22 protein-coding genes and 6 pseudogenes are annotated in these 26,261 nt (G+C 57.4%); all 28 read right to left on the bottom strand.

Annotation, left to right across the window (positions count from 1 at the left end):
- Positions 1 to 12 precede the first annotated feature (12 nt).
- The 28 genes and pseudogenes from rplX to rpoB all read right to left on the bottom strand — a co-directional run bounded on the left by rplX (position 13) and on the right by rpoB (position 26,192).
- A pseudogene (gene rplX / locus OMP38_RS30600) lies at positions 13 to 367 on the bottom strand (50S ribosomal protein L24).
- A 42-nt stretch (positions 368 to 409) separates the two neighbouring features.
- On the bottom strand, positions 410 to 778 hold the full coding sequence (gene rplN, locus OMP38_RS30595) for a 50S ribosomal protein L14 (protein WP_090117906.1): 369 nt from the start codon (positions 776 to 778) through the stop codon (positions 410 to 412).
- A gap of 36 nt (positions 779 to 814) precedes the next feature.
- Complete coding sequence (gene rpsQ, locus OMP38_RS30590; RefSeq protein ID WP_090117907.1) at positions 815 to 1,078, bottom strand: 30S ribosomal protein S17; 264 nt, start codon at positions 1,076 to 1,078, stop codon at positions 815 to 817.
- Positions 1,079 to 1,121: 43 nt separating this feature from the next.
- Positions 1,122 to 1,322, bottom strand: a complete 201-nt coding sequence (rpmC, locus tag OMP38_RS30585; RefSeq protein ID WP_090117908.1) for a 50S ribosomal protein L29 — start codon at positions 1,320 to 1,322, stop codon at positions 1,122 to 1,124.
- A complete protein-coding gene (rplP, locus tag OMP38_RS30580; RefSeq protein WP_090117909.1) occupies positions 1,309 to 1,746 on the bottom strand; it encodes a 50S ribosomal protein L16 in 438 nt (145 codons plus the stop codon). The genes rpmC and rplP overlap by 14 nt, the downstream gene beginning before the upstream one ends.
- A gap of 2 nt (positions 1,747 to 1,748) precedes the next feature.
- Positions 1,749 to 2,417: a 30S ribosomal protein S3 gene (rpsC, locus tag OMP38_RS30575; protein WP_090117910.1), complete on the bottom strand. Its 669-nt coding sequence runs from the start codon at positions 2,415 to 2,417 to the stop codon at positions 1,749 to 1,751.
- A gap of 13 nt (positions 2,418 to 2,430) precedes the next feature.
- Positions 2,431 to 2,769 carry a 50S ribosomal protein L22 gene (gene rplV / locus OMP38_RS30570; RefSeq protein WP_090117911.1) on the bottom strand — a complete coding sequence of 113 codons (339 nt, stop codon included), beginning with the start codon at positions 2,767 to 2,769 and terminating at the stop codon, positions 2,431 to 2,433.
- A gap of 52 nt (positions 2,770 to 2,821) precedes the next feature.
- Entirely contained in the window at positions 2,822 to 3,103 is a 282-nt protein-coding gene (rpsS, locus tag OMP38_RS30565; protein ID WP_271754045.1) for a 30S ribosomal protein S19, read from the bottom strand.
- Positions 3,104 to 3,140: 37 nt separating this feature from the next.
- Positions 3,141 to 3,959, bottom strand: a pseudogene (gene rplB / locus OMP38_RS30560) (50S ribosomal protein L2); the annotation flags it as partial.
- 39 nt (positions 3,960 to 3,998) lie between these two features.
- Positions 3,999 to 4,292 carry a 50S ribosomal protein L23 gene (gene rplW / locus OMP38_RS30555; RefSeq protein WP_090117914.1) on the bottom strand — a complete coding sequence of 98 codons (294 nt, stop codon included), beginning with the start codon at positions 4,290 to 4,292 and terminating at the stop codon, positions 3,999 to 4,001.
- Positions 4,292 to 4,915 (bottom strand): 50S ribosomal protein L4, encoded by a 624-nt coding sequence (rplD, locus tag OMP38_RS30550; RefSeq protein ID WP_277568455.1) that lies wholly within the window; start codon positions 4,913 to 4,915, stop codon positions 4,292 to 4,294. The genes rplW and rplD overlap by 1 nt, the downstream gene beginning before the upstream one ends.
- Positions 4,916 to 4,945: 30 nt before the next feature.
- Positions 4,946 to 5,566, bottom strand: a complete 621-nt coding sequence (gene rplC / locus OMP38_RS30545; RefSeq protein ID WP_277568454.1) for a 50S ribosomal protein L3 — start codon at positions 5,564 to 5,566, stop codon at positions 4,946 to 4,948.
- 58 nt (positions 5,567 to 5,624) lie between these two features.
- Positions 5,625 to 5,918, bottom strand: a complete 294-nt coding sequence (gene rpsJ / locus OMP38_RS30540) for a 30S ribosomal protein S10 (protein ID WP_277533412.1) — start codon at positions 5,916 to 5,918, stop codon at positions 5,625 to 5,627.
- A gap of 371 nt (positions 5,919 to 6,289) precedes the next feature.
- The gene (locus OMP38_RS30535) at positions 6,290 to 7,903 is read right to left on the bottom strand and encodes a methyl-accepting chemotaxis protein (protein ID WP_277568453.1); all 1,614 of its coding nucleotides are present in this window, start codon (positions 7,901 to 7,903) and stop codon (positions 6,290 to 6,292) included.
- 320 nt (positions 7,904 to 8,223) lie between these two features.
- Positions 8,224 to 9,414 carry an elongation factor Tu gene (gene tuf, locus OMP38_RS30530; RefSeq protein ID WP_090117918.1) on the bottom strand — a complete coding sequence of 397 codons (1,191 nt, stop codon included), beginning with the start codon at positions 9,412 to 9,414 and terminating at the stop codon, positions 8,224 to 8,226.
- A gap of 93 nt (positions 9,415 to 9,507) precedes the next feature.
- On the bottom strand, positions 9,508 to 11,583 hold the full coding sequence (fusA, locus tag OMP38_RS30525) for an elongation factor G (RefSeq protein WP_090117919.1): 2,076 nt from the start codon (positions 11,581 to 11,583) through the stop codon (positions 9,508 to 9,510).
- Positions 11,584 to 11,619: 36 nt separating this feature from the next.
- On the bottom strand, positions 11,620 to 12,090 hold the full coding sequence (gene rpsG / locus OMP38_RS30520) for a 30S ribosomal protein S7 (RefSeq protein ID WP_090117920.1): 471 nt from the start codon (positions 12,088 to 12,090) through the stop codon (positions 11,620 to 11,622).
- Between the two features lie 58 nt (positions 12,091 to 12,148).
- Positions 12,149 to 12,568: a 30S ribosomal protein S12 gene (gene rpsL / locus OMP38_RS30515; protein WP_090117921.1), complete on the bottom strand. Its 420-nt coding sequence runs from the start codon at positions 12,566 to 12,568 to the stop codon at positions 12,149 to 12,151.
- 153 nt (positions 12,569 to 12,721) lie between these two features.
- Positions 12,722 to 12,976, bottom strand: a complete 255-nt coding sequence (locus OMP38_RS30510; RefSeq protein WP_090117922.1) for a L7Ae/L30e/S12e/Gadd45 family ribosomal protein — start codon at positions 12,974 to 12,976, stop codon at positions 12,722 to 12,724.
- A gap of 186 nt (positions 12,977 to 13,162) precedes the next feature.
- Positions 13,163 to 14,174, bottom strand: a pseudogene (locus tag OMP38_RS30505) (FecCD family ABC transporter permease).
- A pseudogene (locus OMP38_RS30500) lies at positions 14,171 to 15,176 on the bottom strand (FecCD family ABC transporter permease). The pseudogenes OMP38_RS30505 and OMP38_RS30500 overlap by 4 nt, the downstream one beginning before the upstream one ends.
- An 80-nt stretch (positions 15,177 to 15,256) precedes the next feature.
- Positions 15,257 to 16,223 (bottom strand): annotated as a pseudogene (locus tag OMP38_RS30495) (iron-hydroxamate ABC transporter substrate-binding protein).
- Positions 16,224 to 16,409: 186 nt separating this feature from the next.
- Complete coding sequence (locus OMP38_RS30490; RefSeq protein WP_277568452.1) at positions 16,410 to 17,114, bottom strand: hypothetical protein; 705 nt, start codon at positions 17,112 to 17,114, stop codon at positions 16,410 to 16,412.
- 3 nt (positions 17,115 to 17,117) lie between these two features.
- Complete coding sequence (locus OMP38_RS30485) at positions 17,118 to 17,996, bottom strand: ATP-binding cassette domain-containing protein (protein ID WP_277568451.1); 879 nt, start codon at positions 17,994 to 17,996, stop codon at positions 17,118 to 17,120.
- Between the two features lie 341 nt (positions 17,997 to 18,337).
- Positions 18,338 to 18,649 (bottom strand): hypothetical protein, encoded by a 312-nt coding sequence (locus OMP38_RS30480; RefSeq protein WP_277568450.1) that lies wholly within the window; start codon positions 18,647 to 18,649, stop codon positions 18,338 to 18,340.
- Positions 18,650 to 18,891: 242 nt separating this feature from the next.
- Positions 18,892 to 20,802, bottom strand: a complete 1,911-nt coding sequence (locus tag OMP38_RS36445) for a DNA-directed RNA polymerase subunit beta' (protein WP_420869783.1) — start codon at positions 20,800 to 20,802, stop codon at positions 18,892 to 18,894.
- Positions 20,803 to 20,860: 58 nt separating this feature from the next.
- Positions 20,861 to 22,483, bottom strand: coding sequence for a DNA-directed RNA polymerase subunit beta' (gene rpoC / locus OMP38_RS36440; protein ID WP_420869782.1), 1,623 nt, complete (start codon positions 22,481 to 22,483; stop codon positions 20,861 to 20,863).
- A gap of 165 nt (positions 22,484 to 22,648) precedes the next feature.
- Positions 22,649 to 26,192 (bottom strand): annotated as a pseudogene (rpoB, locus tag OMP38_RS30470) (DNA-directed RNA polymerase subunit beta).
- Between the last annotated feature and the right edge of the window lie 69 nt (positions 26,193 to 26,261).

The raw sequence follows: 26,261 nt of genomic DNA, 5'->3' as shown, positions 1-26,261 counted from the left end.
TCGGGGATCGTATTAGTCGATTTCTTGGCCGGACTTCTTCGCGACGCGGACTTTCGTGCCGTTGTCCAGCACCTTGTAGCCGATACGCGTAGGCTTGCCGCTCTTCGGATCCACGTGCATGACGTTGGATACGTGAATCGGCGCTTCCTGCTCGATGATGCCGCCTTGCGGGTTCGTCTGGGAAGGACGCGTGTGCTTCTTCACCAGGTTGACGCCTTCGATCAGAACGCGGTTTTGACGCGGGTAAGCGGCGATTACGCGCCCCTTCTTGCCCTTGTCCTTGCCGGTGATGACGATGACGTTGTCGTCTTTTTTTGACGTGAAGCTTATTGTTGTGCGATTCCAGCACTTTTTTCAAACGGGGCATGGGTACACCTCCTTGAGTGTTTCTCCATGGACATCGGCCGGATTAGAGCACTTCCGGTGCCAGAGAAATGATTTTCATGAAATCACGTTCGCGAAGCTCGCGGGCGACTGGTCCGAAGATACGGGTACCGCGCGGGCTCTTGTCTTCCTTGACGATGACGGCTGCGTTCTCGTCGAACGCGATGTAGGAACCGTCCTTGCGGCGTACCGAACGCTTCGTGCGGACGATTACGCATTTAACGACATCGCCCTTCTTGACAACGCCGCCTGGTGTTGCTTGTTTGACGGATGCGACGATCAGATCGCCGATGTGACCGACGCGACGTCCCGTGCCTCCAAGCACGCGGATGCACATCAGTTCCTTCGCGCCCGAGTTGTCGGCAACGCGCAATCTCGTAAACGGTTGAATCATCGTGAGGTCCTCCTTTCGGTGCTAAGGTGGCGTTTCTTACAGAATAACGGCTTTCTCGGTGATCTCGACCAGGCGCCAGTTCTTGTCCTTGGACAGCTTGCGGGTCTCCATGATCTTCACGGTGTCGCCGATTTGAGCTTCGTTGTTCTCGTCGTGCGCCTTGAACTTCTTCGTGTACTTGATCCGCTTATGGTACAGGCTGTGCTTCTTGTGCGTCTCTACAGCCACTACGATCGTTTTGTCCATCTTGTCGCTGACGACTTTGCCGATCTGAACCTTACGGTTATTGCGTTCGCTCATGGTAATACTCCTTCCCGGAGGCGTCTAGGAATCGAATCAGCAATTAGCTGATGATGCCCAGTTCACGCTCGCGCAAAATGGTTTTGGCCCGGGCAATTTCTTTCCGCAGCTCGCTGATGCGGTGCGGGTTGTCCAGTTGGCCGGTAGCCAGTTGGAAACGAAGGTTGAACAGCTCTTCCTTGAAGCCGGAAACCTTCTGTTCGATTTCAACCGAAGTGAGGTTACGGAATTCACTGGCCTTCATTTGCTTCACCACCCAGTTCTTCGCGTTTCACGAACTTCGTCTTGATCGGCAGCTTGTGCGCGGCCAGACGCATCGCTTCGCGTGCGATTTCCTCAGGGACGCCGGCGAGCTCGAACAAGATCTTGCCCGGCTTAACGACGGCAACCCACTTCTCGACGTTACCTTTACCGCTACCCATCCGCACCTCGAGAGGCTTTTGGGTGATCGGCTTGGACGGGAAGATCTTGATCCACACCTTACCGCCACGCTTGATATAACGGGTCATCGCGATACGCGCAGATTCGATCTGGCGGTTCGTTACCCACGAAGGCTCCAATGCTTGCAAGCCGAATTCGCCGAAGCTCACTTCCGTGCCGCCCTTGGCACGGCCCTTCATCTTCCCGCGGTGCTGCTTGCGGTGTTTGACGCGTTTAGGGACCAACATGCTTAGTTGCCTCCTTCCTCAGCTACTACTCTCTTCTTCTTGGCTGGAAGGACTTCGCCGCGGTAGATCCAGACTTTGACGCCGATGCGACCGTAGGTCGTGTGCGCTTCAGCCGTACCGTAGTCGATGTCGGCGCGCAGCGTGTGAAGCGGAACCGTTCCTTCGCTGTAGCCTTCCGTACGTGCGATTTCGGCGCCGCCCAGACGTCCGCTAACGAGGGTCTTGATACCCTTCGCGCCCATGCGCAGCGTGCGCTGCATCGATTGCTTCATGGCGCGGCGGAACGAGATACGGCGTTCGAGTTGTTGCGCGATGCTCTCGGCGACGAGGATGGCATCCATTTCCGGCGTCTTGATCTCGGAGATGTTGATGTGCACCTTCTTGCCGTTCGTCAGCTTCGTCAGTTGACCGCGGATCACTTCTACTTCGGAACCGCCCTTGCCGATGACCATGCCCGGCTTGGCAGTATGAATCGTTACGTTGACGCGGTTCGCAGCGCGTTCGATCTCGAAGCGCGATACCGATGCGTCCTTAAGCTTGGCCTTGAGGAATTCGCGGATTTTGACATCTTCCATAAGAAGCGTGCCGAAGTCCTTGTCGGCGTACCACTTGGATTCCCAATCGCGGATGACGCCGATGCGAAGACCGACCGGATTTACTTTCTGACCCACACGTTATCCCTCCTTATTTCTCGGATACGACCAGCGTGATGTGGCTGGAGCGCTTGAAGATGCTGAACGCGCGGCCCTGCGAACGGGGTTGGAACCGTTTGAGGGTCGGACCTTCGTTGACGAATGCTTCGCTGATAACCAGCTTGTTGACGTCGAGCTGATAGTTGTGCTCTGCGTTAGCCACTGCGGAGTTCAGGAGCTTCTCCAGGATTGGGGAAGCCGAACGCGGCGTGTGGCGCAGAATGGCGATTGCGTCGCCTACCTTCTTGCCGCGGATCAGATCTGCGACCAGACGGACTTTGCGGGCCGGGATACGAATGTATCGCGCTACGGCCTTGGCTTCTTGTGCCATCGATGTACCTCCTCCCGTGTTGCGTTCGCCGGACGAAGCCGGCGCTTAGGATTTATCGTTTGCCGGTCTTCTTGTCGTCGGCGGTATGGCCTTTGTACGTGCGCGTAGGCGCGAATTCACCAAGCTTGTGACCGACCATGTCTTCCGATACGTATACCGGCACATGCTTGCGGCCATCGTAGACGGCGAACGTGTGACCTACGAATTGCGGGAAAATCGTCGAACGACGCGACCACGTCTTGATGACGACTTTCTTGCTCGACTCGTTCAACACTTCGACTTTCTTCAGCAGATAGCCGTCGATGAACGGGCCTTTCTTTAAGCTGCGACCCATGGGTAAATCCTCCCTTCAGCCCGGAATGGACTCGCCTTTACTTGCGGCGGCGTACGATATATTGGCTCGAGGCCTTCTTTTTCTTGCGCGTCTTGTAACCGAGCGTCGGCTTGCCCCATGGGGACAAAGGAGACTTGCGGCCGATTGGAGCGCGGCCTTCGCCACCGCCGTGCGGGTGATCGACCGGGTTCATGACGACACCGCGGACAACCGGGCGCTTGCCGAGGTTGCGGGAGCGACCAGCTTTACCGATGTTGATCAACTCGTGGTCCTGGTTGCCGACGGAACCGATCGTAGCGCGGCATTGCTTGAGGATGCGGCGAATCTCGCCGGAAGCCAGGCGGATCGTGACGTAAGTCTCTTCCTTACCCAGCAGTTGAGCTTCGGTACCTGCAGCGCGAACCAGTTGTCCGCCCTTGCCAGGCTTCAGCTCGATGTTGTGGATAACCGTACCGACCGGGATGTTCTCCAGCGGAAGGGCGTTGCCCACCTTGATGTCTGCATCAGGACCGGAGACGATTTGATCGCCGACCTTCAGGCCTTTAGGAGCGACGATGTAGCTCTTTGCGCCGTCCAGATAGTGGATCAGGGCGATATAAGAGGTACGGTTCGGGTCATACTCGATCTGAGCGACCTTGCCCGGTACGCCGTCTTTGTTGCGCTTGAAGTCGATGATACGATACTTACGCTTGTGTCCGCCGCCTTGGTGACGAACCGTAATCTTACCTTGATGGTTACGGCCGCCGCGCTTCGACAGCGGTGCAAGCAAGGATTTCTCCGGTACGTTCGTGGTGACTTCCTCGAACGTCGACATCGTCATTTCGCGACGGCTAGGCGATGTCGGATTAAACTTTTTTGACTGGCACTTGGTTTCCCTCCTTACTTTACGAAGATGTTAGACCGATGCTTCGAAAAATTCGAGCGGCTTGCTGTCCGCGGACAGCTGCACGATGGCCTTCTTCCATTCGGAAGTGTAGCCGGAGTGGCGGCCGTAGCGGCGCGGCTTCGGCGGTACGCGCATCGTGTTGACGCTGACGACCTTCACCTTGAAGATCGCTTCGATCGCTTGCTTGATTTCCGTCTTGTTCGTACGAAGGTCGACTTCGAAGACGTACTTCAGCTGATCGATGAATTCGCTCGTGCGTTCCGTGATGACGGGGCGCTTGATAATATCGCGAGGGTCTTTCATTACGCGAATACCTCCTCGACTTTAGCGACCGCGTCCTTCGTGATGATGAGCTTGTCATGAACAAGTACATCGAGCACGTTGATTCCGTTGGCGGAGACGAACTTGACGCCAGGAATGTTGCGTGCGGACAGGGCCACATTGTTCTCATAATCGGCAGTGACGACGAGCGCCTTGCGGCCGACCTTGAGGTTGTTCAGAATGCCTTGGAATTCCTTCGTCTTAGGCGTTGCCAAGCTCAGTTGATCCAGGACGATGATGTCGCTGGCGATGACTTTGCTGGACAGCGCGGACTTGATCGCCAGACGGCGAACCTTGCGAGGAAGCTTGAAGCCGTAGCTGCGCGGAGTCGGTCCAAAAACGACACCGCCGCCTTTCCATTGCGGGGAACGGATCGAGCCCTGACGAGCGCGGCCGGTACCCTTTTGCTTCCATGGTTTGCGGCCGCCCCCGCGTACTTCGGAGCGTCCTTTAGTCTTGTGAGTGCCTTGGCGCACGGCTGCTTGTTGAAGCACGACCGCGCTATGCATGACCGACGCGTTCGGGTTGACGCCGAAGATCAGGTCCGACAATTCGATCTCGCCGACCGCGCTGCCGCTCACGTTGTATACAGATACTTTAGGCATGTGGTAGTCCTCCTTTCTTGTTGAATCGGATTATTTCTTCACCGACGAGCGGAGTTTGAGGTAGCTGTTGCGAGCGCCCGGCACGGAACCCTTGATCAGGATCACGTTGCGTTCAACGTCGATCTTGACGACTTCGAGGTTTTGAACCGTGATCGTCTCGGAGCCGAGACGGCCGTGCATTTTCTTGCCCTTAGGAACGCGGTTCGCGTCGCGAATCGTTGCGAGCGAGCCATTACCGCGGTGGTACTTCGAACCGTGCGTCATCTTGCCGCGTTGGAAGCCCCAACGCTTGATGGCGCCAGCCGTACCTTTACCTTTAGAGATCCCCGTCACGTCAACAAATTGCCCTTCGGCAAATACGTCAACTTTAACTTCAGCGCCGACTTCGAGTTCCGAAGATCCGTTAACTTCGCGGATGAAGCGCTTGGGCGCCGTACCGGCCTTCTTTGCATGGCCCGTTTCCGGCTTGTTTGCGAGCTTTTCGCGCTTGTCGGCAAAGCCGAGTTGCACAGCTTCGTATCCGTCGTTGTCGGAAGTTTTCTTCTGCAGCACGACGTTTGGCGTTGCTTCGATGACGGTGACCGGCACGACGCTTCCGTCAGCCGCGAACACTTGCGTCATACCGAGCTTACGTCCCAAGATTCCTGGCATGTTGACACCTCTCTTCTACTTCTTATTCACATCTGGATAAGTCTTCTTTTTTTGCTTATTACAGCTTGATCTCGATGTCAACGCCGGACGGCAGGTCCAGACGCATCAGCGCGTCGACCGTTTGCGGCGTCGGATTGACGATGTCGATCAGGCGCTTGTGCGTACGCATTTCGAACTGCTCACGCGAATCCTTGTACTTGTGGACCGCGCGCAGGATCGTGATGATCTGCTTTTCGGTCGGCAGCGGGATCGGACCGGATACGCCGGCACCCGTGCGCTTTGCCGTTTCTACGATCTTCTCCGCGGATTGATCAAGAATGCGGTGGTCGTAAGCTTTCAAACGGATACGGATTTTTTTGCTTTGCCATAGAAAATTCCCTCCTTCATTCGCCCAATTTTGGAATCGGACATACTCCGCGAGAATACCCCGACGTTAACCGCTCAGCCACCCTATGGCAAAGGGGCCGGGTGTGTCGGCAACCTCTCACATCATCGCACAGTCGCAGACCAACATTCACTATTATAGCGATTCGCCTAGGCCAATGCAACAAATTTTTAGACAAAAATGAAAAGTAATCATTAGCCGCATCACGCCACTCTGTAAATGGCGACGGTTCGCGCGATCATTCATCGTGTTTCTTCTATATATAAGTACGACATATTCCAATAAGAAAAAGCCGATCGCCCCTGCGTCGGCTTTTCCTGAATTTAGCTTTTGTTTGGTTAAACGCGGAATCGGCTGACCGCTTGGTTCAATTCCGCGGCCAGCGCCCTGAGCTGTTCGGCAGAGCCAGCGATCTCCTGAACGGAGGCAAGCTGCTCTTCGGATGCCGCGGCTACCTGTTGCGACTCTTCCGAAGAAAGCCTGGCTACGCGTTCCAATTCCTCAATCGACGCAGCTACCTGCTGACTGCCTGCCGACATCTGTTGCGAAGCTGCGGACACATCCTGAACTTGGTCGAATACTTGTCTGACCGATTGAAGAATCGTGCGAAAGGACTCTCCCGTACGCGCCGCGAGTTCCGTGCCAGCACGCGCTTCTTCCGCCGATTGTGACAACGTCGCCGCCGCCGCGGACGTTTTGTCGCCTACCGCATGGAGAATCGTCGCGATTGCTTCCGACGACTCCTTTGAACGTTCGGCCAGCTTGCGAATTTCCTGCGCGACGACGGCGAAACCCTTGCCTTGCTCGCCAGCGCGCGCCGCTTCGATCGATGCATTCAGCGCGAGTAGGTTCGTCTGGTTCGCGACTTCTGCAATCATGGCGACGATCTCCTGGATCTTCGCGCTTGAAGATTGCAGCTCGCTCATCATATCGCTGGCACCGAATACGTTTTGCTCGATTTGACGCATCTGACGCGCCGTGTCCTCTAGCGTATGTTCGCCTGCCGTCGCCAACTCGGCCGTTTCCCCTGCGAACTCGGACAATGTAGCCGACGATTCTGCGATGCGGCCGATACCGATCGCGATCTCGGACATCGCCCGTTGGCATTCCTGCGAGCTCGTCAGTTGCGTTTCGGCGCCAGAGGCAACGGTTTGAATCGACTCCGTAATCTCCCCAGTGGCCACCGCCGCTTGCGCTGAAGTCTCCTTCAGCGTGCGCGATGCGGCGGACACTTCATCCGCCGTTCGCTTGATACTGCCCGTCAACTCTCTTAGGCTTCGAACCATAACGTTAAACGACGCTGCCGCCTGACCGATTTCATTCCCCGTATTCACCGGCACTTGAACGGTCAGATCTCCCTTTGCCGCCTCTTGTGCAAGCGCGGCCAGCCTTTTAAGCGGACGAAGCGCATATCGGACAAAAAACACAAGCAACAAAATCGCGAGCATAGCTGCAGCAATGCCGATCCAAATCGTCCGGAAAAGCATGCCATTGATTCGGGCCTGCACTTTATCGTAGTCGTAATCTATGCCTAGAACCGCAACGACTTCGCCTTCGCCGTCCGTAACCGGTCCCTGATAGGATATCCAACTTCCCACGTTATCTGTATAAGGTTTGCTGAGCGACGACTTTCCGACCAACGCATCTGTATAGGCACGCTTAAAATCTCCGGAAAGCCCATAGTAATCGCCCGTATGGTTGCCTGCCTCGTCAAGCGCCTGATTTACTTGAAGCAACACGACGTTCGTTCCTTGTTCAGACTCTTTCGAAAACGAAAAGAAATAATAGGCATTGACCATCTCATTCCCATCCGTCATGGCATCCAACAATTTGCGCAGAATCGCCTGGCTTTCGGGGTCCGGCGCCTCTCCCTTTTTGTAAGCCTCCGCCACGGGCCTCAACAAATTCGTGTTGGCCGAAGCCTGAGCGGCGAGCCGATCGCCAATAGACATGAATTCCCTGTATGCAGCATTCCGCTGTGCGCTGTATTGTAGCCAGGACATGATCCCGATAAGCAGAATAAATAACACGGACAAAACCAGACTAATCGTAAAAACCAGGCTTTTGCGAACTTGAAGTCTAAACAGATGGATGCACCTCGCCCTTGGATTTGTTTCTATTATAAGGGAGAAACGCTAGAAATACATGTCATTTCTTGTCGAATATAGACTTTATTTGTCGTTTCATAGACAGGAATCGTTCACTCTAACTAAAAAAAAGACCTTAACCGAGCGATTAAGCTCGATAAGGTCTTTTTTTAAGTAAATCGAAATTACTTTTGGATGGAAGCAACAGCGCCGGCGCCAACCGTACGGCCGCCTTCGCGGATGGAGAAGCGAGTGCCTTCTTCAACGGCGATCGGAGCGATCAGTTGAACGGTAACGGTGATGTTGTCGCCAGGCATAACCATCTCGGTGCCTTCCGGCAGGTTGATGATACCCGTAACGTCAGTTGTACGGAAGTAGAACTGAGGACGGTAGCCCGTGAAGAAAGGCTTGTGACGGCCGCCTTCTTCTTTGGTCAGGACGTAGATTTGAGCCGTGAATTCCGTGTGCGGCTTAACCGAACCCGGCTTCGCGATAACTTGACCGCGCTCGATGTCCTTACGGTCAACGCCGCGAAGCAGTGCGCCGACGTTGTCGCCCGCTTGAGCGGAGTCGAGCAACTTACGGAACATTTCTACGCCGGTAACGACGGATTTGCGGGAATCTTCAACCAGGCCGATGATTTCAACTTCATCGCCGATTTTGATCGTACCACGCTCAACGCGGCCCGTAGCAACCGTACCGCGGCCCGTGATCGTGAACACGTCCTCGACTGGCATAAGGAAAGGCTTAGCCGTGTCGCGCTCAGGTTGCGGGATGTAGGTGTCGACTTGTTCGAACAGCTCGACGATCTTGTCAGCCCAAGGGCCGTCAGGATTTTGCAGAGCTTCGCGAGCAGCGCCGCGGATGATCGGCGTGTCGTCGCCCGGGAACTCGTACTCGTTCAGCAGGTCGCGAACTTCCATTTCAACCAGCTCGAGGAGCTCTTCGTCTTCAACCATGTCGCACTTGTTCAGGAATACGACGATGTAAGGAACGCCGACTTGCTTGGAGAGCAGGATGTGCTCGCGCGTTTGCGGCATAGGGCCGTCAGCAGCGGATACAACCAGGATCGCACCGTCCATTTGAGCAGCGCCGGTGATCATGTTCTTGACATAGTCGGCGTGTCCAGGGCAGTCAACGTGTGCATAGTGACGGTTAGGCGTTTCGTATTCAACGTGAGCCGTGGAGATCGTAATACCGCGCTCGCGCTCTTCGGGAGCTTTGTCGATTTGGTCGAACGCAACGGCTGCGCCGCCGTACTTCTTGGACAGAACCGTCGTGATGGCAGCCGTCAGCGTCGTTTTGCCGTGGTCGACGTGGCCGATCGTACCGATGTTAACGTGCGGTTTGTTACGTTCAAATTTAGCCTTTGCCATGGATCTTTTCTCCTCCTTGTTAGTAAAGCCATTTTATAGGGAGGACGAAGCCGGAGACCTCAGGTCCCACAGCTCGTCCGAATGCCCGCTTGCTTAAGCGCCTTTGCTCTTGGAGACGATCTCTTCGGAGATCGACTTCGGCACTTCTTCGTAGTGCGACAGTTCCATGGAGAATACGCCACGGCCCTGCGTACCGGAACGAAGAACGGTCGAGTAGCCGAACATCTCAGCCAGCGGTACCTTGGCGCGCACGATGAGCGCACCGTGACGGGTGTCGCTGCCTTCGATGCGTCCGCGGCGGGAGCTGAGCATGCCCATGACATCGCCCATATACTCTTCCGGAACGGTTACTTCGACCTTCATGATCGGCTCGAGCAGGATCGGGTTACACTTATCCTTGGCAGCTTTAAGCGCCATCGAGCCGGCGATCTTGAACGCCATTTCGTTCGAGTCGACGTCGTGGTACGATCCGTCGAAGATCGTCGCTTTGATATCGACAAGCGGGAAGCCGGCGAGTACGCCGTTCTTCATCGACTCTTCGATACCGGCTTGTACCGGCGCGATGTATTCGCGAGGTACTACGCCGCCGACAACCTTGTTCTCGAACACGAAGCCGGAGCCTGCTTCAAGCGGTTCGAACTCGACCCAGCAATGGCCGTATTGGCCGCGTCCGCCGGATTGGCGAACGAACTTGCCTTCGACCTTCGCTGCAGTCTTGAACGTCTCGCGGTAAGCAACTTGCGGCTTGCCCACGTTCGTCTCGACCTTGAACTCGCGAAGCATGCGGTCAACGAGAATTTCCAGGTGAAGCTCGCCCATGCCGGCGATAATCGTCTGGCCAGTCTCTTCGTCCGTATGCGCGCGGAAGGTCGGATCCTCTTCGGAGAGCTTCTGAAGCGCGATACCCATCTTGTCTTGGTCAGCCTTGGTCTTAGGCTCAACCGCAAGCTGGATAACCGGCTCCGGGAAGTTCATCGATTCGAGGATAACCGGGTTCTTCTCATCGCACAGCGTATCGCCAGTCGTCGTGTCCTTCAGACCGACTGCTGCGGCGATGTCGCCAGAGTAGACGATGCTGATTTCTTGACGGCTGTTCGCGTGCATCTGCAGAATACGGCCGATACGTTCGCGCTTGTTCTTCGTCGCATTGATGACGTACGAACCGGAGTTCAGAACGCCGGAGTAAACGCGGAAGAACGTCAGCTTGCCGACAAACGGGTCGGTCATGATCTTGAACGCCAGCGCCGAGAACGGCTCCGAGTCGGAAGAATGACGAACCGTCTCTTCGCCGTCTTCGGTCGTGCCCTTGATAGCAGGGACATCGATCGGAGCCGGGAGGAAGTCGACGACAGCATCCAGCATTGGCTGAACGCCCTTGTTGCGGTAAGAAGAGCCGCAGACGACCGGGAAGATACGAACTTCCACGACGCCCTTGCGAAGAGCTGCCTTGATCTCTGCGACCGACAGTTCTTCCCCTTCAAGATACTTCGCCATGAGATCGTCGTCAAGCTCGGCAACCTTCTCGACGAGCTCAAGACGGAGCTCTTCGGCTTGGTCGGCCAAGTCGGCCGGAATCTCAACCGTCTTCGGATCTTTGCCGAGGTCGTCCTCGTAGACATAAGCGACCCGTTCGATCAGGTCGATCATGCCGACGAATCCGTTCTCGGCGCCGATCGGAAGCTGGATGGCAACAGCGTTGGCTTGCAGGCGCAAGCGCATGTCGCGGACAACGTTCAGGAAGTCCGCGCCGATGATGTCCATCTTGTTAACGTAAGCGATGCGCGGAACGCCGTAACGGTCGGCTTGACGCCATACCGTTTCGGATTGAGGTTCTACGCCTTCTTTGGCGCTAAATACGCCGACAGCCCCGTCCAATACGCGCAGCGAGCGCTCGACCTCAACCGTAAAGTCAACGTGTCCCGGTGTGTCGATAATATTGATGCGGTGACCCTTCCATTGAGCGGTCGTCGCAGCAGACGTGATCGTGATGCCGCGTTCTTGCTCTTGCTCCATCCAGTCCATGGTGGCGGCGCCTTCATGCACTTCGCCGATCTTGTGGACACGGCCGGTATAGAACAGGATCCGCTCGGTCGTAGTCGTCTTGCCTGCATCAATATGCGCCATAATGCCGATGTTGCGCGTATTTTGCAAGGAGAACTCTCTAGCCATGCAATGGTCTCCTTTCGTTCCCTAGTGTCCGCGGGATTACCAGCGGTAGTGGGCGTACGCTTTGTTGGCTTCAGCCATCTTGTGCGTGTCTTCGCGCTTCTTGACGGCAGCGCCGGTGTTGTTCGAAGCGTCGAGAATCTCGGCAGCCAGACGCTCTTCCATCGTCTTCTCGCCGCGGTTGCGGGAGTAGTTGACAAGCCAGCGCAGTCCAAGGGACGTGCGACGCTCCGGCTTGACTTCGATCGGAACTTGGTAGTTGGCACCGCCTACGCGGCGAGCCTTAACTTCGAGCACAGGCATGATGTTCTTGATGGCAGCTTCGAAAACTTCCATCGGATCCTTGCCGGAGCGCTCTTGAATCAGCGTGAACGCATTGTAAAGCAGCTGCTGGGCTACGCCCTTCTTGCCGTCGATCATGATGCGGTTGACGAGGCGAGTGACGAGCTTGCTGTTATAGACCGGATCCGGGAGCACGTCCCGCTTCGGTACTGGTCCTTTACGTGGCATCTAGAGTTCCTCCTTTCCCATATCAATGATAAAGCCGAAATGTTCCGGCAGAATTATCTTACTTCTTCACCTTAGCGCGCTTCGTGCCGTACTTGGAACGAGCTTGCTTGCGGTTGTTGACGCCTGCGGTATCGAGCGCGCCGCGAACGATGTGATAACGTACGCCCGGAAGGTCCTTGACCCGGCCGCCGCGAATCAATACGACGCTGTGCTCTTGCAGGTTGTGACCGATACCCGGAATGTAAGCCGTGACTTCTACGCGGTTCGTCAGACGTACACGCGCGTACTTACGAAGTGCGGAGTTCGGTTTTTTCGGCGTCATCGTGCCTACGCGCGTGCATACGCCGCGCTTTTGAGGAGCGCTCAGGTCGGTCTCGATGCGCTTCAGGGCGTTGAATCCCTTTTGCAGAGCTGGAGACTTGGACTTGACCACCTTAGGCTCGCGACCCTTGCGGACGAGCTGGTTAATTGTTGGCATGTTGCCACCCCCTTCCCATGATTGCCTTGCATAAAACTAACGGCTACCGGTTCCCGCGGCGCGAAGCCCACAGATCCAGGCGGTTCATTTTGAGAAAAACGAAAGGGTCCGCCCGCTGAACTCCCCTAACGAGAAGTGCGGTAAGGTCCCGGTTCATGCTCTCTCTACTACCACGGCCATCGCCGTGCCGACATCGATCCCGCACTGTCTGCCGAGTTCGCGCATGGTGCTCACCTCGGTTAAGGGAACGCCACGCTGCTGGCATAACTGCGCGATGCGGCCGATCAGGCGCGAATCTGCATCTTGCGCGACATAGACGCCGATGGCCTTGCCTTGTTCTACCATCTTGGTCGTCTGCTTGGTGCCGACTTTGACGTTGTTCGCAAGATGATGAGCCATCAAGTCCATCGTAACAACTCCTACGAAACGGTCAAAATCCACCACGTCGGGCACACACATAGGCTATCTTAACACCTCGAATAGGCAGTGTCAAGAAACCATTGTCTTCCGCTTCCTCTCGGACCGCTCCCCGTCGCTCGGTCTCATTCCGCTTCTCATAGAATCATCCCGTCGGTCTCGACGGGATGCGCTTTTTCAAGCTTTCTTTAAAAGAAGATAAATGAAATAGGGCGCGCCGATAAATGAAACGACGATGCCCGCAGCGATCCCTTCGGGATCCGCTACGTTCCGTCCGATCGTGTCCGCCAACAACAGCAGGAAGCCGCCGATGAGCACCGATACCGGCACGAAGCGTTGGAACCTGGGGCCGACCAGCGACTTCGCGATATGCGGCGCCATCAAGCCGACGAACGCGATGCCGCCCGTGACGGCGACGGCGGACGCCGCCAGCGCCACCGCCGCGATAAGCAGCAGGCCGCGATCGCGAGAAATCCGGATGCCGCTGCCGACCGCGGTCGCGTCATTCAACGAGAGCAGGTTCAGCGCGTTTGATTTATACAACGCGTATGGCAGAAGCACGATTAGCCATGGCAGCTGCGCCCACAGGAAGGACCAATCCGTCCCCCCATACATTACCGGCCAGCCAACGCGAGATAAAGTCGACCTTGTAAATATCGACTGCCGACGTAATGAACACCATCAGCCCCGCAAAAGCAAGCGAAAAGCCGATGCCCGTTAGGACGAGCCGCATGGGATGAAGGCCGGATTCGCGGCTGTAAGAAAAAGCGTAAAGCAGAACGGCCGTTAAAAGCGCCCCGATAAAAGCGGATGCCGGGATGACGTAAACGAAGGCGCCCGGCTCGGCCGGAATGAGCAAAAAGCTAATCGCTACGCCGAGCCCCGCCCCCGAGTTGATGCCCAGGATGCCGGGGTCGGCCAGATCGTTATTCGTGACCCCCTGCAGGATGGAGCCCGACAGGGCAAGCGACATGCCGGCTGCGAGAACGATGCATATGCGGGGCAGACGGAGATCGAACAGAACGAACTTTTCTTTAAACTCTCCGTGTCCGAGCAAGGTGGGCAGGATTCGTCCGTAAGAAACGGAAGACGAGCCCAAACCCAAGCTTATGATAACGGTCAACAGGATGAGCGCGGACAGCGCCACGAGCAGGAGTCGCTGCTTGCGAATCGAACGGGCGGCGGTCATGGGGTTGTCTTCACTCCTTTGCGCACGATAAACAGGAAGAACGGCAACCCCATGATCGCGATGACCGATGCCATAGGCAGTTCATGATCCCCGATAGCCGTACGCGCGATCGTATCTGCGGCTAGCATGAAAATTGAACCGATGATCGCCGACATCGGTACCACCTTGCGATAATCCGTGCCGATAATGAATCGTACGATATGCGGAATCATTAGACCGACGAACGCCATGTTGCCGATGAGCGCGACGGAGGCACCCGTCAGTACGATGACTGCGGCGTACAGGACGAATTTGATCTGCCCGGTACGAAGGCCGAGGCCGATCGCGGCCTCTTCGTTGGCGCTGAGCAGGGTGAGCGCTTTGCCCAGTACGATCGCCGCGACGGTTCCCAGCGCGATGAACGGCGCGATCGTGCCGATCTGCTGCCAGGTCGTGCCGATGAGTCCGCCTGCCGTCCACATCGATACGCTTTTGGAAATCTTAAAAGCAAGGCCGATGCCTTCCGCCACGGCATACAAAAACAAGGACACGGCCGAACCCGCTAGCACCATCCGAATCGGCGACAACCCTCCCCCTGCGGGATGCGCCGATGCCGAGTACCAGGCAAGCGCCGACCGCCGCTCCGATGAAGCATGCGACCATCGTCCCGAAGTAACCGACGGCAGGCATCATTGCCATCGTGAACGCCAGCGCCGCATTAGCGCCCGAGGACAAGCCGATCAATCCGGGATCGGCAAGCGGGTTGCGCGTGAGACCTTGCATGACGGCGCCGGCGACGCCGAGCGCGGCGCCGACGATCATGCCGGCCGTCTCGCGGGGAAGGCGAAACTCTCGAAGCGCGGTGAGCTGTTCGCCTGCGGCATGGGTCGTCAACGCGGTCCATACGTCGCGAAGCGTCGTATCTTTTGCACCGTATACCATCGAGATCGTGAACATGCATGCGAGCGTGATCAATCCCGCGACGATGGCCCACGCAAAATTCATTTTCTTATTCGAATTCATCAGCCGCTCCGCTTTCTATTTAAAAATAGGAAAGGGGAACTTCGCACGCTGGCGAAATTCCCGGTGCATACGAAGGCTCGTCAGATGCCGAGGAACTTTTCCTTAAAGAACTCGAGCTGCCATTCCAGCGTCATGGCGTCGTTAAAGTAGAACGTTCGCGCGTCCACTTCATATACGCGGTTGTTTTTGACTGCCGGAATATTTTTATAAGTAGCCGTCTTCTGGAAAGAGACGTCGGCGCCCGGCTCCTTGCTCAAAATCATGTAGTCGCCGGCGTAATCCGGCAGTACCTCCGTCGAGAGCGTGAAGTAACCGTCCTTGGCGGTCGCTTCCTTGACCTTAGGCTGCATGTTGAGACCCATCAGCTGGAACAATATCTCCGTCCCCCGTCCCCATGCATCGCCGAACGTATACACTTCCTTGTCGTACGCCTCGAAGACCGATACGGTGGCGTCGGCGCCGATCTTGGACTTGATTTGCTCTCCTGCGTCGGTTGCGCGCTTCTTGAAGTCGTCGATCCAAGCTTGCGCTTCCTTCTCCTTGTTCAGCGCCTTGCCGATCTCCAGATGCTGCGTCAGGTAGTCGACCTTGTTGTACGTATAAGTGACAAGCGGCGCGATTTGCTTCAGCTTATCCTGGTTTTTGGTGGTAGAGGAACCGATGATCAGATCGGGCTTCAGCTCGATGATTTTCTCCAGGTCTTCTTCGGACACTTCGGTCACGCCTTGAAGCTTGTCTGCGAAACGCGGATTGTTCAGCGACCACGAATCGACGCCGACAAGCGGTACGCCCAGCTTTAGTACGTCCCCCCGTATAACCGGACAGTACGACGACACGCTCCGGATTCGCGGGCACTTCGATCGGGCCTGCCTCGGATTGGTACGTGACCGTGCCCGTCTGGGCTTCCGCCGACGGGCTGGCGGCAGCGCTGGCGGATGCGCCCTCTGCAGCGCTAGCCGTCGCGGCCGCCGAGCTGCTCGCGGCAGGCGTAGCGTTGCCTCCGTTATCGTTGTTGCCGCATGCGGCCAGCGCGAACGCGGCGATCATGAACAAAGCGAACGTCAGCAGTCCTTTGCCAAGCTTAGTACCGTTCAAACGCGAGTGTGCCAGTTTTCTCATTTTCGTACCCCTAACTATTAATGATAATCATTATCAATGATAACGTTTATCATTACTTTAGGGGTTTATGCTTATTTTGTCAATAAAAAAAAGGCGCAACTCCCATCCCTCTGGCTAAAATCTTTTACGCGCAGCACCTACGACATAGCTTCCGCACAGCAGCGCCGCATAAGCAAACGCATACAAAATCGCGCCGACCGTTGTCCAAACCTTGTCTTGCTCCAGTTTATTCAGCACCTCCGACAAAATGCCGGCTGGCGGCAGCAGCCAACGTACGATCGCCATACTTTCGGGGAGCGGTGCAACCGCTTTGGCGGAAGCAAGCGACACCACGAGGACGCCGATTAAAGCCGGGAGCGAAGCCGCGGTCCTGCCGAATCCTCGGTCCGTGAACCAGAGGGCGATTCCCATGCCCAGCAGAAACATAGCGGTATGGACGCAGGCAGCCGCTAGCCATTCTTCCGGGGCAGGCCATCGCTCCAGCTTCCCGGCTAGCGCCGGATACAAGACGGCAAACGAGGCCAGCAGCATGCCCACAGCACTCATCAGCAGCATCTTGGATAAATGGTAGGCGACGGCGCTGCCGGCATGAAGGGCCGTCACGGATTGCTGGACTTCCGGTTCCAGATCGGCAAAGCCCCAGACGATCCATGCCGATACGACGAACAGCCAGACGGATGAGAATGCATAGCTCTCCATGACCGGATTCGGCGATATCGTATAGATGAACAACAGAAAGCCGACGTATGCGATCAACGGGGCTACGTACCGGTAAGATCTCGTATAGTACGCTAAATGATATCGCGTCATCGTCAGCACGCTTTACACCATCCTCCCCGAACCTATCGTGACCGAATCGACGGAGGCGCCAGCCTCCAACAGCTCCCGCAGCAGCGCATCGCTGCTCGCAGGCTCGGTCCAGTACACGGCTTGCCGCCGTTCCTTGCGGTACTGCATCATCCCCGGCCAACTTGCGAACGCCTTCGCGTCCTCTTCTCGCCCCTCTGGCCATCGGCAGACGATACGGCGCCAGCGCTTCCCTTCCATCGCGTCAGTCGTCGCCGCGATCGATTGGATCCGTCCGTCCGAGATCGCCACGACGCGCTCCGCCCATGGACCGATCAGCGCTTGCTCGTGGGTTGCCACGACGATGGCCGTCCCTTTCTGCCTCAAGCTCAGCAGCATGGAAGTAAGCGCATCTTGCGCTTCTTCGTCCAGACCGCCGATCGGCTCGTCCAACAAGAGCAGCTCGGGATCGCCCAGCAGCGCTTGCAGGAGATTCACTTTTTGCAGCATGCCCTTCGAGAAAAACTTCATCTGCTGCCCAGGCCTGTCCCGCAGGTCGACCAGTTGGAGCAGCTCCTCGATTCTCCTTGTCCGCGCCGCAGCCTCCAGACCTCGGATGGCGCCCATATGGTTCAAATATTCGCGAGCCGTGAATTTGAGCTTCGGAAGGTGGTCTGGCGCATAACCGATGACGAGGGTGCCTCCTTCGCCCGATCCGATCGTTTCTCGCTTGCCGGATGAGAGCGCAGAGAGTCCCGCCATCATTTTAAGCAACGTGCTTTTGCCCGAGCCGTTCGGCCCGGTAACCGCCACCGTCTCTCCCCTGCTCATTTCCATGGAAACGCCGTTCAGCACCGTTTTGCCTTTATACTGCTTGCTCGCCTGCTCGAGACGGAGGATGACGTCCGGATTCATGGCCCTTCACTCCCGTTCTTTAACGGACATTTATATTAATACTATTAAAATTAAAGTCCGTTTCACAATGCGTTTATTCACAATCCAGACGAGTTTATCCCGAGTTTGTGGGCAGTTTAAAGAAATTATGGCGATATTTCATGCTTTTCTCACTTATTCACAGGCGGATAGCGCGGCATCTCGCTATCCCCCCGTGGACAATTGACGAGAGCCGCCGCTATCCACATGTGGACAAGCGGACTCCACGCCAAAAAGCCCGTCCCCTTGCTGCATGAACAAGGAGCGGACAGGTCTTTAAGGACGATATAGCGAAACGAACGGCGCACAATCCCTTGCGGCGTTTAGAAAGCGTCGAGAAAAAAGGTGACGTAGACGGCGACAAGCACCCAAATCACCGGAACGAAGCCCCACCAAAGCGCTCCTTTGAACTTGCGTTTGTGATAGAGCACCCAACTTACGGCGATGCTGACGATCAACGCGATCGGATAGGCCCAGACGAAGACGATGATCGCGATCGGCCAAGCTGCGGTAACGGAGTCCGGGGAATCGAAAATCATAAAAGACGTTAAAGCGACGATCAGCCAGGGAACGACGAGAAGAACAAAAATGAGCTGGCTCACGAGCAGCACCGCGGCTGTCTTCGGATTTTTCATGGCACCTATCGGCTCCCTTAGTCCCCGCCTGGAAACGCCGGCTTAGCTGGCTTCACTTTTTCCAACAAAGGGCTTTTTTTAGAGTTTACCCGTTTTAACAGGTTTTCGTAAACACCCCGACGTTACCGGTCTCTTTCTAGGGAATATGCCAAATGCCCGGTCAAAAGAAAAACTGCCGGGCAGCGTGCCCGGCAGTCGGCGATGCATGGCTTAATGGAAGCGTTCAGCCGATCGAAGGTGCATTACTCCGCCGATACCGGCTCGAGCTCGGCTTCGTCCTCGTAGCCTTCTTCGGTCGGATCGACGACGCGGATGTTGCGGTAGCGCGACATCCCCGTACCCGCCGGAATGAGCTTGCCGATAATGACATTCTCCTTCAGGCCAAGCAGGCGGTCGACCTTGCCCTTGATGGCTGCGTCGGTGAGGACGCGGGTCGTCTCTTGGAAGGACGCGGCTGAGAGGAACGAGTCGGTCTCGAGCGACGCCTTCGTGATGCCGAGCAGGACCGGACGCGCGACCGCAGGCTCGTTGCCTGCGAAGATCGCTTCGCGGTTCGCGGCCTCGTATTCGTGCACGTCGACGAAGGAACCCGGCAGCAGCGTCGTGTCGCCCGGATCGACGATCCGGATCTTGCGAAGCATTTGCTTGATCATGACTTCGACGTGCTTGTCGTTGATTTCAACGCCCTGGTTCCGGTATACGCGTTGTACTTCCTGCAAAATGTAGTTCTGCACGCCGCGTACGCCCTTGATCCGCAGCATTTCCTTCGGATCGATCGATCCGTCGGTGAGCTCGTCGCCGGCTTCGATGTGCAGACCTTCGTAGACGCGGATACGGGAACCGTAAGTGACGGGATATACCTTGGTCTCGGCATCCCCCTGCACTTCGATCTCGCGGCGATCCTTCGTCTCGCGAATTTCCTTGACGACGCCGTCGATCTCGGAGATGACCGCTTGACCCTTCGGATTCCGGGCTTCGAAAAGCTCCTGGATACGCGGAAGACCTTGCGTGATATCGTCTCCGGCAACGCCGCCGGTATGGAACGTACGCATCGTCAGCTGGGTGCCCGGTTCGCCGATCGATTGGGCGGCGATGATGCCGACCGCTTCGCCGATCTCGACCTTCTTGCCCGTTGCCAGGTTGCGGCCGTAGCACATCTTGCACACGCCATGACGGGCGCGGCAGCTGAGCACGGAACGAATCTGCAGCTTTTGCACGCCTGCGCGGATCAGCTCTTCCGCCTTCGGCGTGTCGATCAGGTCGTTGCGGCCGACGATGATCTCGCCGGTCTCCGGATGACGGATCGTCTCGAACGCATAGCGTCCTTCGATCCGGTCGAACAGTTCCTCGATGACTTCCTTGCCGTCCTCGATGCGGCTGACGATGATGCCCTTGTCCGTGCCGCAATCTTCTTCGCGGACGATGACGTCCTGCGCGACGTCGACGAGGCGACGGGTCAGATAGCCCGAGTCGGCGGTACGAAGCGCCGTATCGGCCAGACCTTTACGCGCGCCGTGCGTCGAGATGAAGTACTCGAGGACCGTCAGGCCTTCGCGGAAGTTCGACTTGATCGGGAGTTCGAAGATTCGGCCCGACGGCGTTGCCATCAGACCCCGCATGCCGCCCAGCTGGGTGATCTGCGATTTGTTGCCCCGCGCCTTGGAGTCGACCATGAGCATGATGGAGTTGTAGCGGTCCATCGACTTCATGAGCACTTCCGTGATCTCGTCCTTCGTCTTCGACCAGATGTCGATGACGCGGTCGTAGCGCTCGGCGTCCGTGATCAGACCGCGGCGGTATTGCGTCGTGATCGTCTTGACGGCTTCGTCGGACTTCTTCAGGATCTCGACCTTCTCCTGCGGAACCGTAACGTCGGACACGGCAACCGTGATGCCTGCGCGCGTCGAGTACGTAAAGCCGAGCTGCTTGATGTCGTCGAGAATGATCGACGTCTTCATCGTATGGTAAATGCGGAAGCACTCGCCGATGATATGGCCGAGATATTCCTTGCCCACGGCGCCAGGCGTCGGGATGGACTGGATGATCTCGTCGATGTTCGCGCCCTTGTCGTAGATGAAGTACTTCTCGGGCGTGCCCTTCAACAGATTGTCCTTGGTCGCCTCGTTGATGTACGGGAACGTATCCGGGAAAATCTCGTTGAAGATGATCTTGCCGATCGTCGTGACGAGCAGCGCTTCCTGCTGTTTTTCGTTAAACGTCTTTTTTGCCCAATGCCTTGACCGGGATAATGACGCGCGCGTGAAGGTCGGCTGCGCCGCGTTGGTACGCGGATACGGCTTCGTTCACTTCGGAGATGCGCATGCCGGCGCCCGGCGCGTCTTTGTTGTCCATGGTCAAGTAGTAGCAACCGAGAACCATATCCTGGGAAGGCGTGACGACAGGCTTGCCGTCCTTCGGGTTCAGGATGTTGCCGGACGCCAGCATCAGCAGGCGAGCTTCGGCTTGCGCTTCGGCAGACAGCGGTACGTGCACGGCCATCTGGTCGCCGTCGAAGTCGGCATTGTAAGCCGTACAGACGAGCGGGTGCAGCTTGATCGCGCGGCCCTCGACCAGGATCGGTTCGAACGCCTGGATGCCGAGACGGTGAAGCGTAGGCGCACGGTTCAGCAGAACCGGGTGCTCCTTGATGACTTCTTCGAGCACGTCCCATACTTCCGGGCTGACGCGTTCGACTTTGCGCTTAGCGCTCTTGATGTTGTGCGCCTGGCCCTTGAGCACGAGCTCTTTCATGACGAACGGCTTGAACAGCTCGAGCGCCATTTCCTTAGGCAGGCCGCATTGGAACATCTTAAGACTCGGACCTACGACGATAACCGAACGGCCCGAGTAGTCGACGCGCTTGCCGAGCAGGTTCTGACGGAAGCGGCCTTGCTTGCCTTTCAGCATGTGGCTGAGGGACTTGAGCGGACGGTTGCCGGGTCCCGTGACCGGACGGCCGCGGCGGCCGTTGTCGATCAGGGCGTCGACGGCTTCCTGAAGCATCCGCTTTTCGTTCTGTACGATGATGTCCGGCGCGCCCAGGTCGAGCAGACGCTTCAGACGGTTGTTCCGGTTGATGACGCGGCGGTACAGGTCGTTGAGGTCGGAGGTCGCGAAGCGGCCGCCGTCGAGCTGTACCATCGGACGAAGCTCCGGCGGGATGACCGGCAGCACGTCGAGGATCATCCAATCCGGCAGGTTGCCGGAATTGCGGAACGACTCGATGACTTCGAGGCGCTTGATCGCGCGGTTGCGGCGTTGGCCTTGCGCCGTGCGAAGCTCTTCCTTCAGCATGTCGAGCTCGCGGTCGAGATCGATGTCCTGCAGCAGCTTCTTCACCGCTTCGGCGCCCATGCCGGCGCTGAACGCGTAGCCGTACTTCTCGCGGTAGCTCCGGTATTCTTTCTCCGACAGGAGCTGCTTCTTTTCAAGCGGCGTATCGCCCGGATCCGTCACGACGTACGACGCGAAGTAGATGATCTCTTCGAGCGAACGCGGCGACATGTCGAGCGCGAGACCCATGCGGCTCGGAATGCCTTTGAAATACCAGATATGCGAAACCGGAGCGGCGAGCTCGATATGGCCCATACGCTCGCGGCGAACCTTGGCGCGGGTGACTTCGACGCCGCAGCGGTCGCACACGACGCCTTTGTATCGGACGCGCTTGTACTTGCCGCAGTGGCATTCCCAGTCCTTGGTCGGCCCGAAAATCTTTTCGCAGAACAGGCCTTCCTTTTCCGGCTTCAGGGTACGGTAGTTAATCGTCTCGGGCTTCTTGACTTCGCCTCTGGACCAAGAACGGATCTTGTCGGGGGAAGCCAGCCCGATCTTCATAAACTCAAAATTGTTAACGTCTAACAAGGAGCAAGCCCTCCTTCATCGTGGCTCGGATTACGTGCGATTGACGAACGGTCGTGGCGATGTTCAGGTATCGCCTCAGCGATGCATCGGCCGGCAGCCGCGCGCATCGCGCGCGGTCCGGTCCGTCGCATGACGATCTTACTCGGCGCCGACTTCGGAGCCTTCCAGGTTCAAGTTCAGCTTGTCGCCGGTCGTATCGTCCTCGTCGTCGATCTCTTTCATCTCGATCTCCTGCTCGTCGCCCGACAGAATCTTCACGTCCATGCCAAGGCTCTGAAGCTCCTTGATCAAGACCTTGAACGATTCCGGCACGCCCGGCTCAGGGACGTTCTCGCCCTTGACGATCGATTCGTACGTCTTCACGCGGCCGACGACGTCGTCGGACTTCACGGTCAGAATTTCTTGAAGCGTATAGGCGGCGCCGTAGGCCTCGAGCGCCCACACTTCCATTTCCCCGAAGCGCTGGCCGCCGAATTGAGCTTTACCGCCCAAAGGCTGCTGCGTAACGAGCGAGTACGGGCCCGTAGAGCGCGCATGGATCTTGTCATCGACCATGTGCGCGAGCTTGATCATATACAGAACGCCGACGGTGACTTCGCGTTCGAACGGTTCGCCCGTGCGGCCGTCGTACAGCTTCGTCTTGCCGTTGCGCTGCATGCCGGCTTCTTCCATCGTGTCGAACACGTCGTGCTCGCGCGCGCCGTCGAATACCGGCGTCGCGGCGCGAATGCCGAGGTAGCGGCAAGCCATGCCGAGGTGAACCTCGAGCACTTGACCGATGTTCATCCGCGACGGTACGCCCAGCGGGTTCAGGACGACCTGAACCGGCGTGCCGTCCGGCAGGAACGGCATGTCTTCCTCAGGCAGGATGCGCGCGATGACGCCCTTGTTGCCGTGGCGTCCGGCCATCTTGTCGCCTTCGGAGATCTTCCGCTTTTGCGCGATATAAGCGCGCACCAGCTGGTTGACGCCCGGCGGCAGCTCGTCGCCGTTTTCCCGCGTGAACACTTTGACGTCGACGACGATGCCGTCGGTGCCGTGCGGTACGCGAAGCGAGGTGTCGCGCACTTCGCGCGCCTTCTCGCCGAAGATCGCGTGCAGGAGGCGCTCTTCCGCGGTCAGCTCGGTGACGCCCTTCGGCGTGACCTTGCCGACGAGGATGTCGCCCGCGCTGATCTCGGCGCCGACGCGGATGATGCCGCGCTCGTCGAGGTTTCGGAGCGCGTCTTCGCCGACGTTCGGGATGTCGCGCGTGATTTCTTCCGGCCCGAGCTTCGTGTCGCGCGCTTCGGACTCGTATTCCTCAATATGAATCGAGGTGTAGACGTCTTCTCTCACGAGCTTCTCGGAGAGCAGGATCGCATCCTCGTAGTTGTAGCCTTCCCACGTCATGAACGCGACGACGACGTTGCGTCCGAGCGCCAATTCGCCGGTATCCGTGGACGGACCGTCGGCAAGGATATCGCCCTTCTTGACGATGTCGCCCTTGCGGCAGATCGGGCGTTGATTGATGCAAGTGCCTTGGTTCGAACGCATGAACTTCTGCAGCTTGAACTTGATGACGTCGCCCTTGACTTCCTTGCCGTCGAGCAGCTCGATGCGGCGCAGCCAGATCTCGTTGGCCGTGACGCGCTCGATGACGCCGTCGTGCTTGGAGACGATGCAGACGCCCGAGTCCTTGGCAGCCTTGTGCTCCATGCCTGTGCCGACGTACGGCGAATCCGGCACGAGCAGCGGCACCGCTTGACGCTGCATGTTCGAACCCATCAGCGCGCGGTTGGAGTCGTCGTTCTCGAGGAACGGGATCATCGCGGTCGCGACGGACACGACTTGCTTCGGCGATACGTCCATGTAGTCGACGCGGTCGCTCGGCATCGTCAGAATGTTGTCCGCTTGCTTGTTGTAACGAACGATGACCATATCGTCGGCGAACTTGCCCTCTTCGGTGAGCTGGGCGTTCGCTTGGGCGATGATGTAGTTGTCCTCTTCGTCGGCCGTCATATAGACGATCTCTTCGGTGACGATGCCCGTGCTATGATCGACCTTGCGGTACGGCGCCTCGATGAAGCCGTACTCGTTGATCCGCGCGAACGTGGACAGCGAGTTGATCAGACCGATGTTCGGACCTTCAGGCGTTTCGATCGGACACATGCGGCCGTAGTGGGACGGATGAACGTCGCGCACTTCGAAGCCCGCGCGTTCCCGCGTCAGACCGCCCGGACCGAGCGCGGACAGACGGCGCTTGTGCGTCAGCTCGGCAAGGGGGGTTCGTCTGGTCCATGAACTGCGACAGCTGGGACGAACCGAAAAATTCCTTGATCGCCGCGATGACCGGACGAATGTTGATCAGCGCCTGCGGCGTGATCGCGTTCTGGTCCTGGATCGACATCCGCTCGCGCACGACGCGCTCCATCCGGGACAGGCCGATGCGGAACTGGTTCTGCAGCAGCTCGCCGACCGAACGCAGACGACGGTTGCCCAGGTGGTCGATATCGTCGGTGCTGCCGATGCCGTGCAACAGATCGATGAAGTAGTTAATGGACGAAATAATATCCGCGGGCGTGATGTGCTTCACCGACTTGTCGATGATGCCGTTGGAGATGATCTTGACGACCTTGCCTTCCTCGACCGGCGAGTGCACGAGAATGCTCTGCAGCGGGATGTCTTCGGCTTCGTTGACGCCGGTGACGCGGTAGTTCTTGAAGCCGACGTTCTTCTCCAGCATCGGGAGGATCTGGTCGAGCAGACGGCGGTCGATGACCTGTCCCGATTCGGCGATGATCTCGCCGGTCGACGGATCGACGAGCGTCTCCGCGAGACGCTGGTTGAACAGACGGTTTTTAATATGAAGCTTTTTGTTGATCTTGTAGCGGCCGACGTTAGCCAGATCATAACGCTTCGGATCGAAGAAGCGGGCGATCAGCAGGCTGCGCGCATTTTCCAGCGTCGGGGGTTCGCCCGGACGCAGGCGCTCGTAGATCTCGATCAACGCCTTCTCGGTGGAGTCGGTGTTGTCCTTCTCGAGCGTATTGCGGATGAACTCGTCCTGGCCGAGCAAGTCCAGAATCTCGGCGTCCATGCCGAATCCGAGCGCGCGAAGCAGCACGGTTACCGGAATCTTGCGCGTGCGGTCGATACGCACGTAGATGATGTCCTTGGCGTCCGTCTCGAGCTCGAGCCAAGCGCCGCGGTTCGGAATGACCGTCGCCGTATACGTCTTCTTGCCGTTCTTGTCGATCTTGGTGCTGTAGTAAACGCTAGGCGAACGTACCAATTGGCTGACGATGACGCGTTCGGCGCCGTTGATGATGAAGGTACCGGTCTCCGTCATGAGCGGGAAGTCGCCCATGAACACTTCCTGTTCCTTGACTTCGCCCGTCTCCTTGTTGAGCAGGCGAACCTTGACGCGCAGCGGAGCCGCGTAAGTCACGTCGCGCTCCTTGGACTCGTCGACCGAATACTTCGGCTCGCCAAGGCTGTAATCGACGAACTCGAGCACGAGGTTGCCCGTGAAGTCCGAGATCGGAGAGATGTCCTGGAAGATCTCGCGCAGTCCGTCGTCCAGGAACTTCTGGTACGATTGCTGCTGGATCTCGATCAGGTTCGGAATGTCCAGCACCTCATGAATTCGGGCATAACTGCGCCTGGTGCGGCGACCATACTGAACAAGATGTCCTGCCAACTTATCCTCACCCCTTCAGTCTACTGTGAAGCATATGGTAGCGGAGCGAGATCCTCTCTCCAGCACTAG

This window comes from Cohnella ginsengisoli (genome assembly GCF_029525555.1).
Classification (GTDB): domain Bacteria; phylum Bacillota; class Bacilli; order Paenibacillales; family Paenibacillaceae; genus Cohnella; species Cohnella ginsengisoli.
The sequence above is the reverse complement of the archived record's forward strand: the minus strand, read 5'-3'. Positions and strand labels throughout refer to the sequence as shown.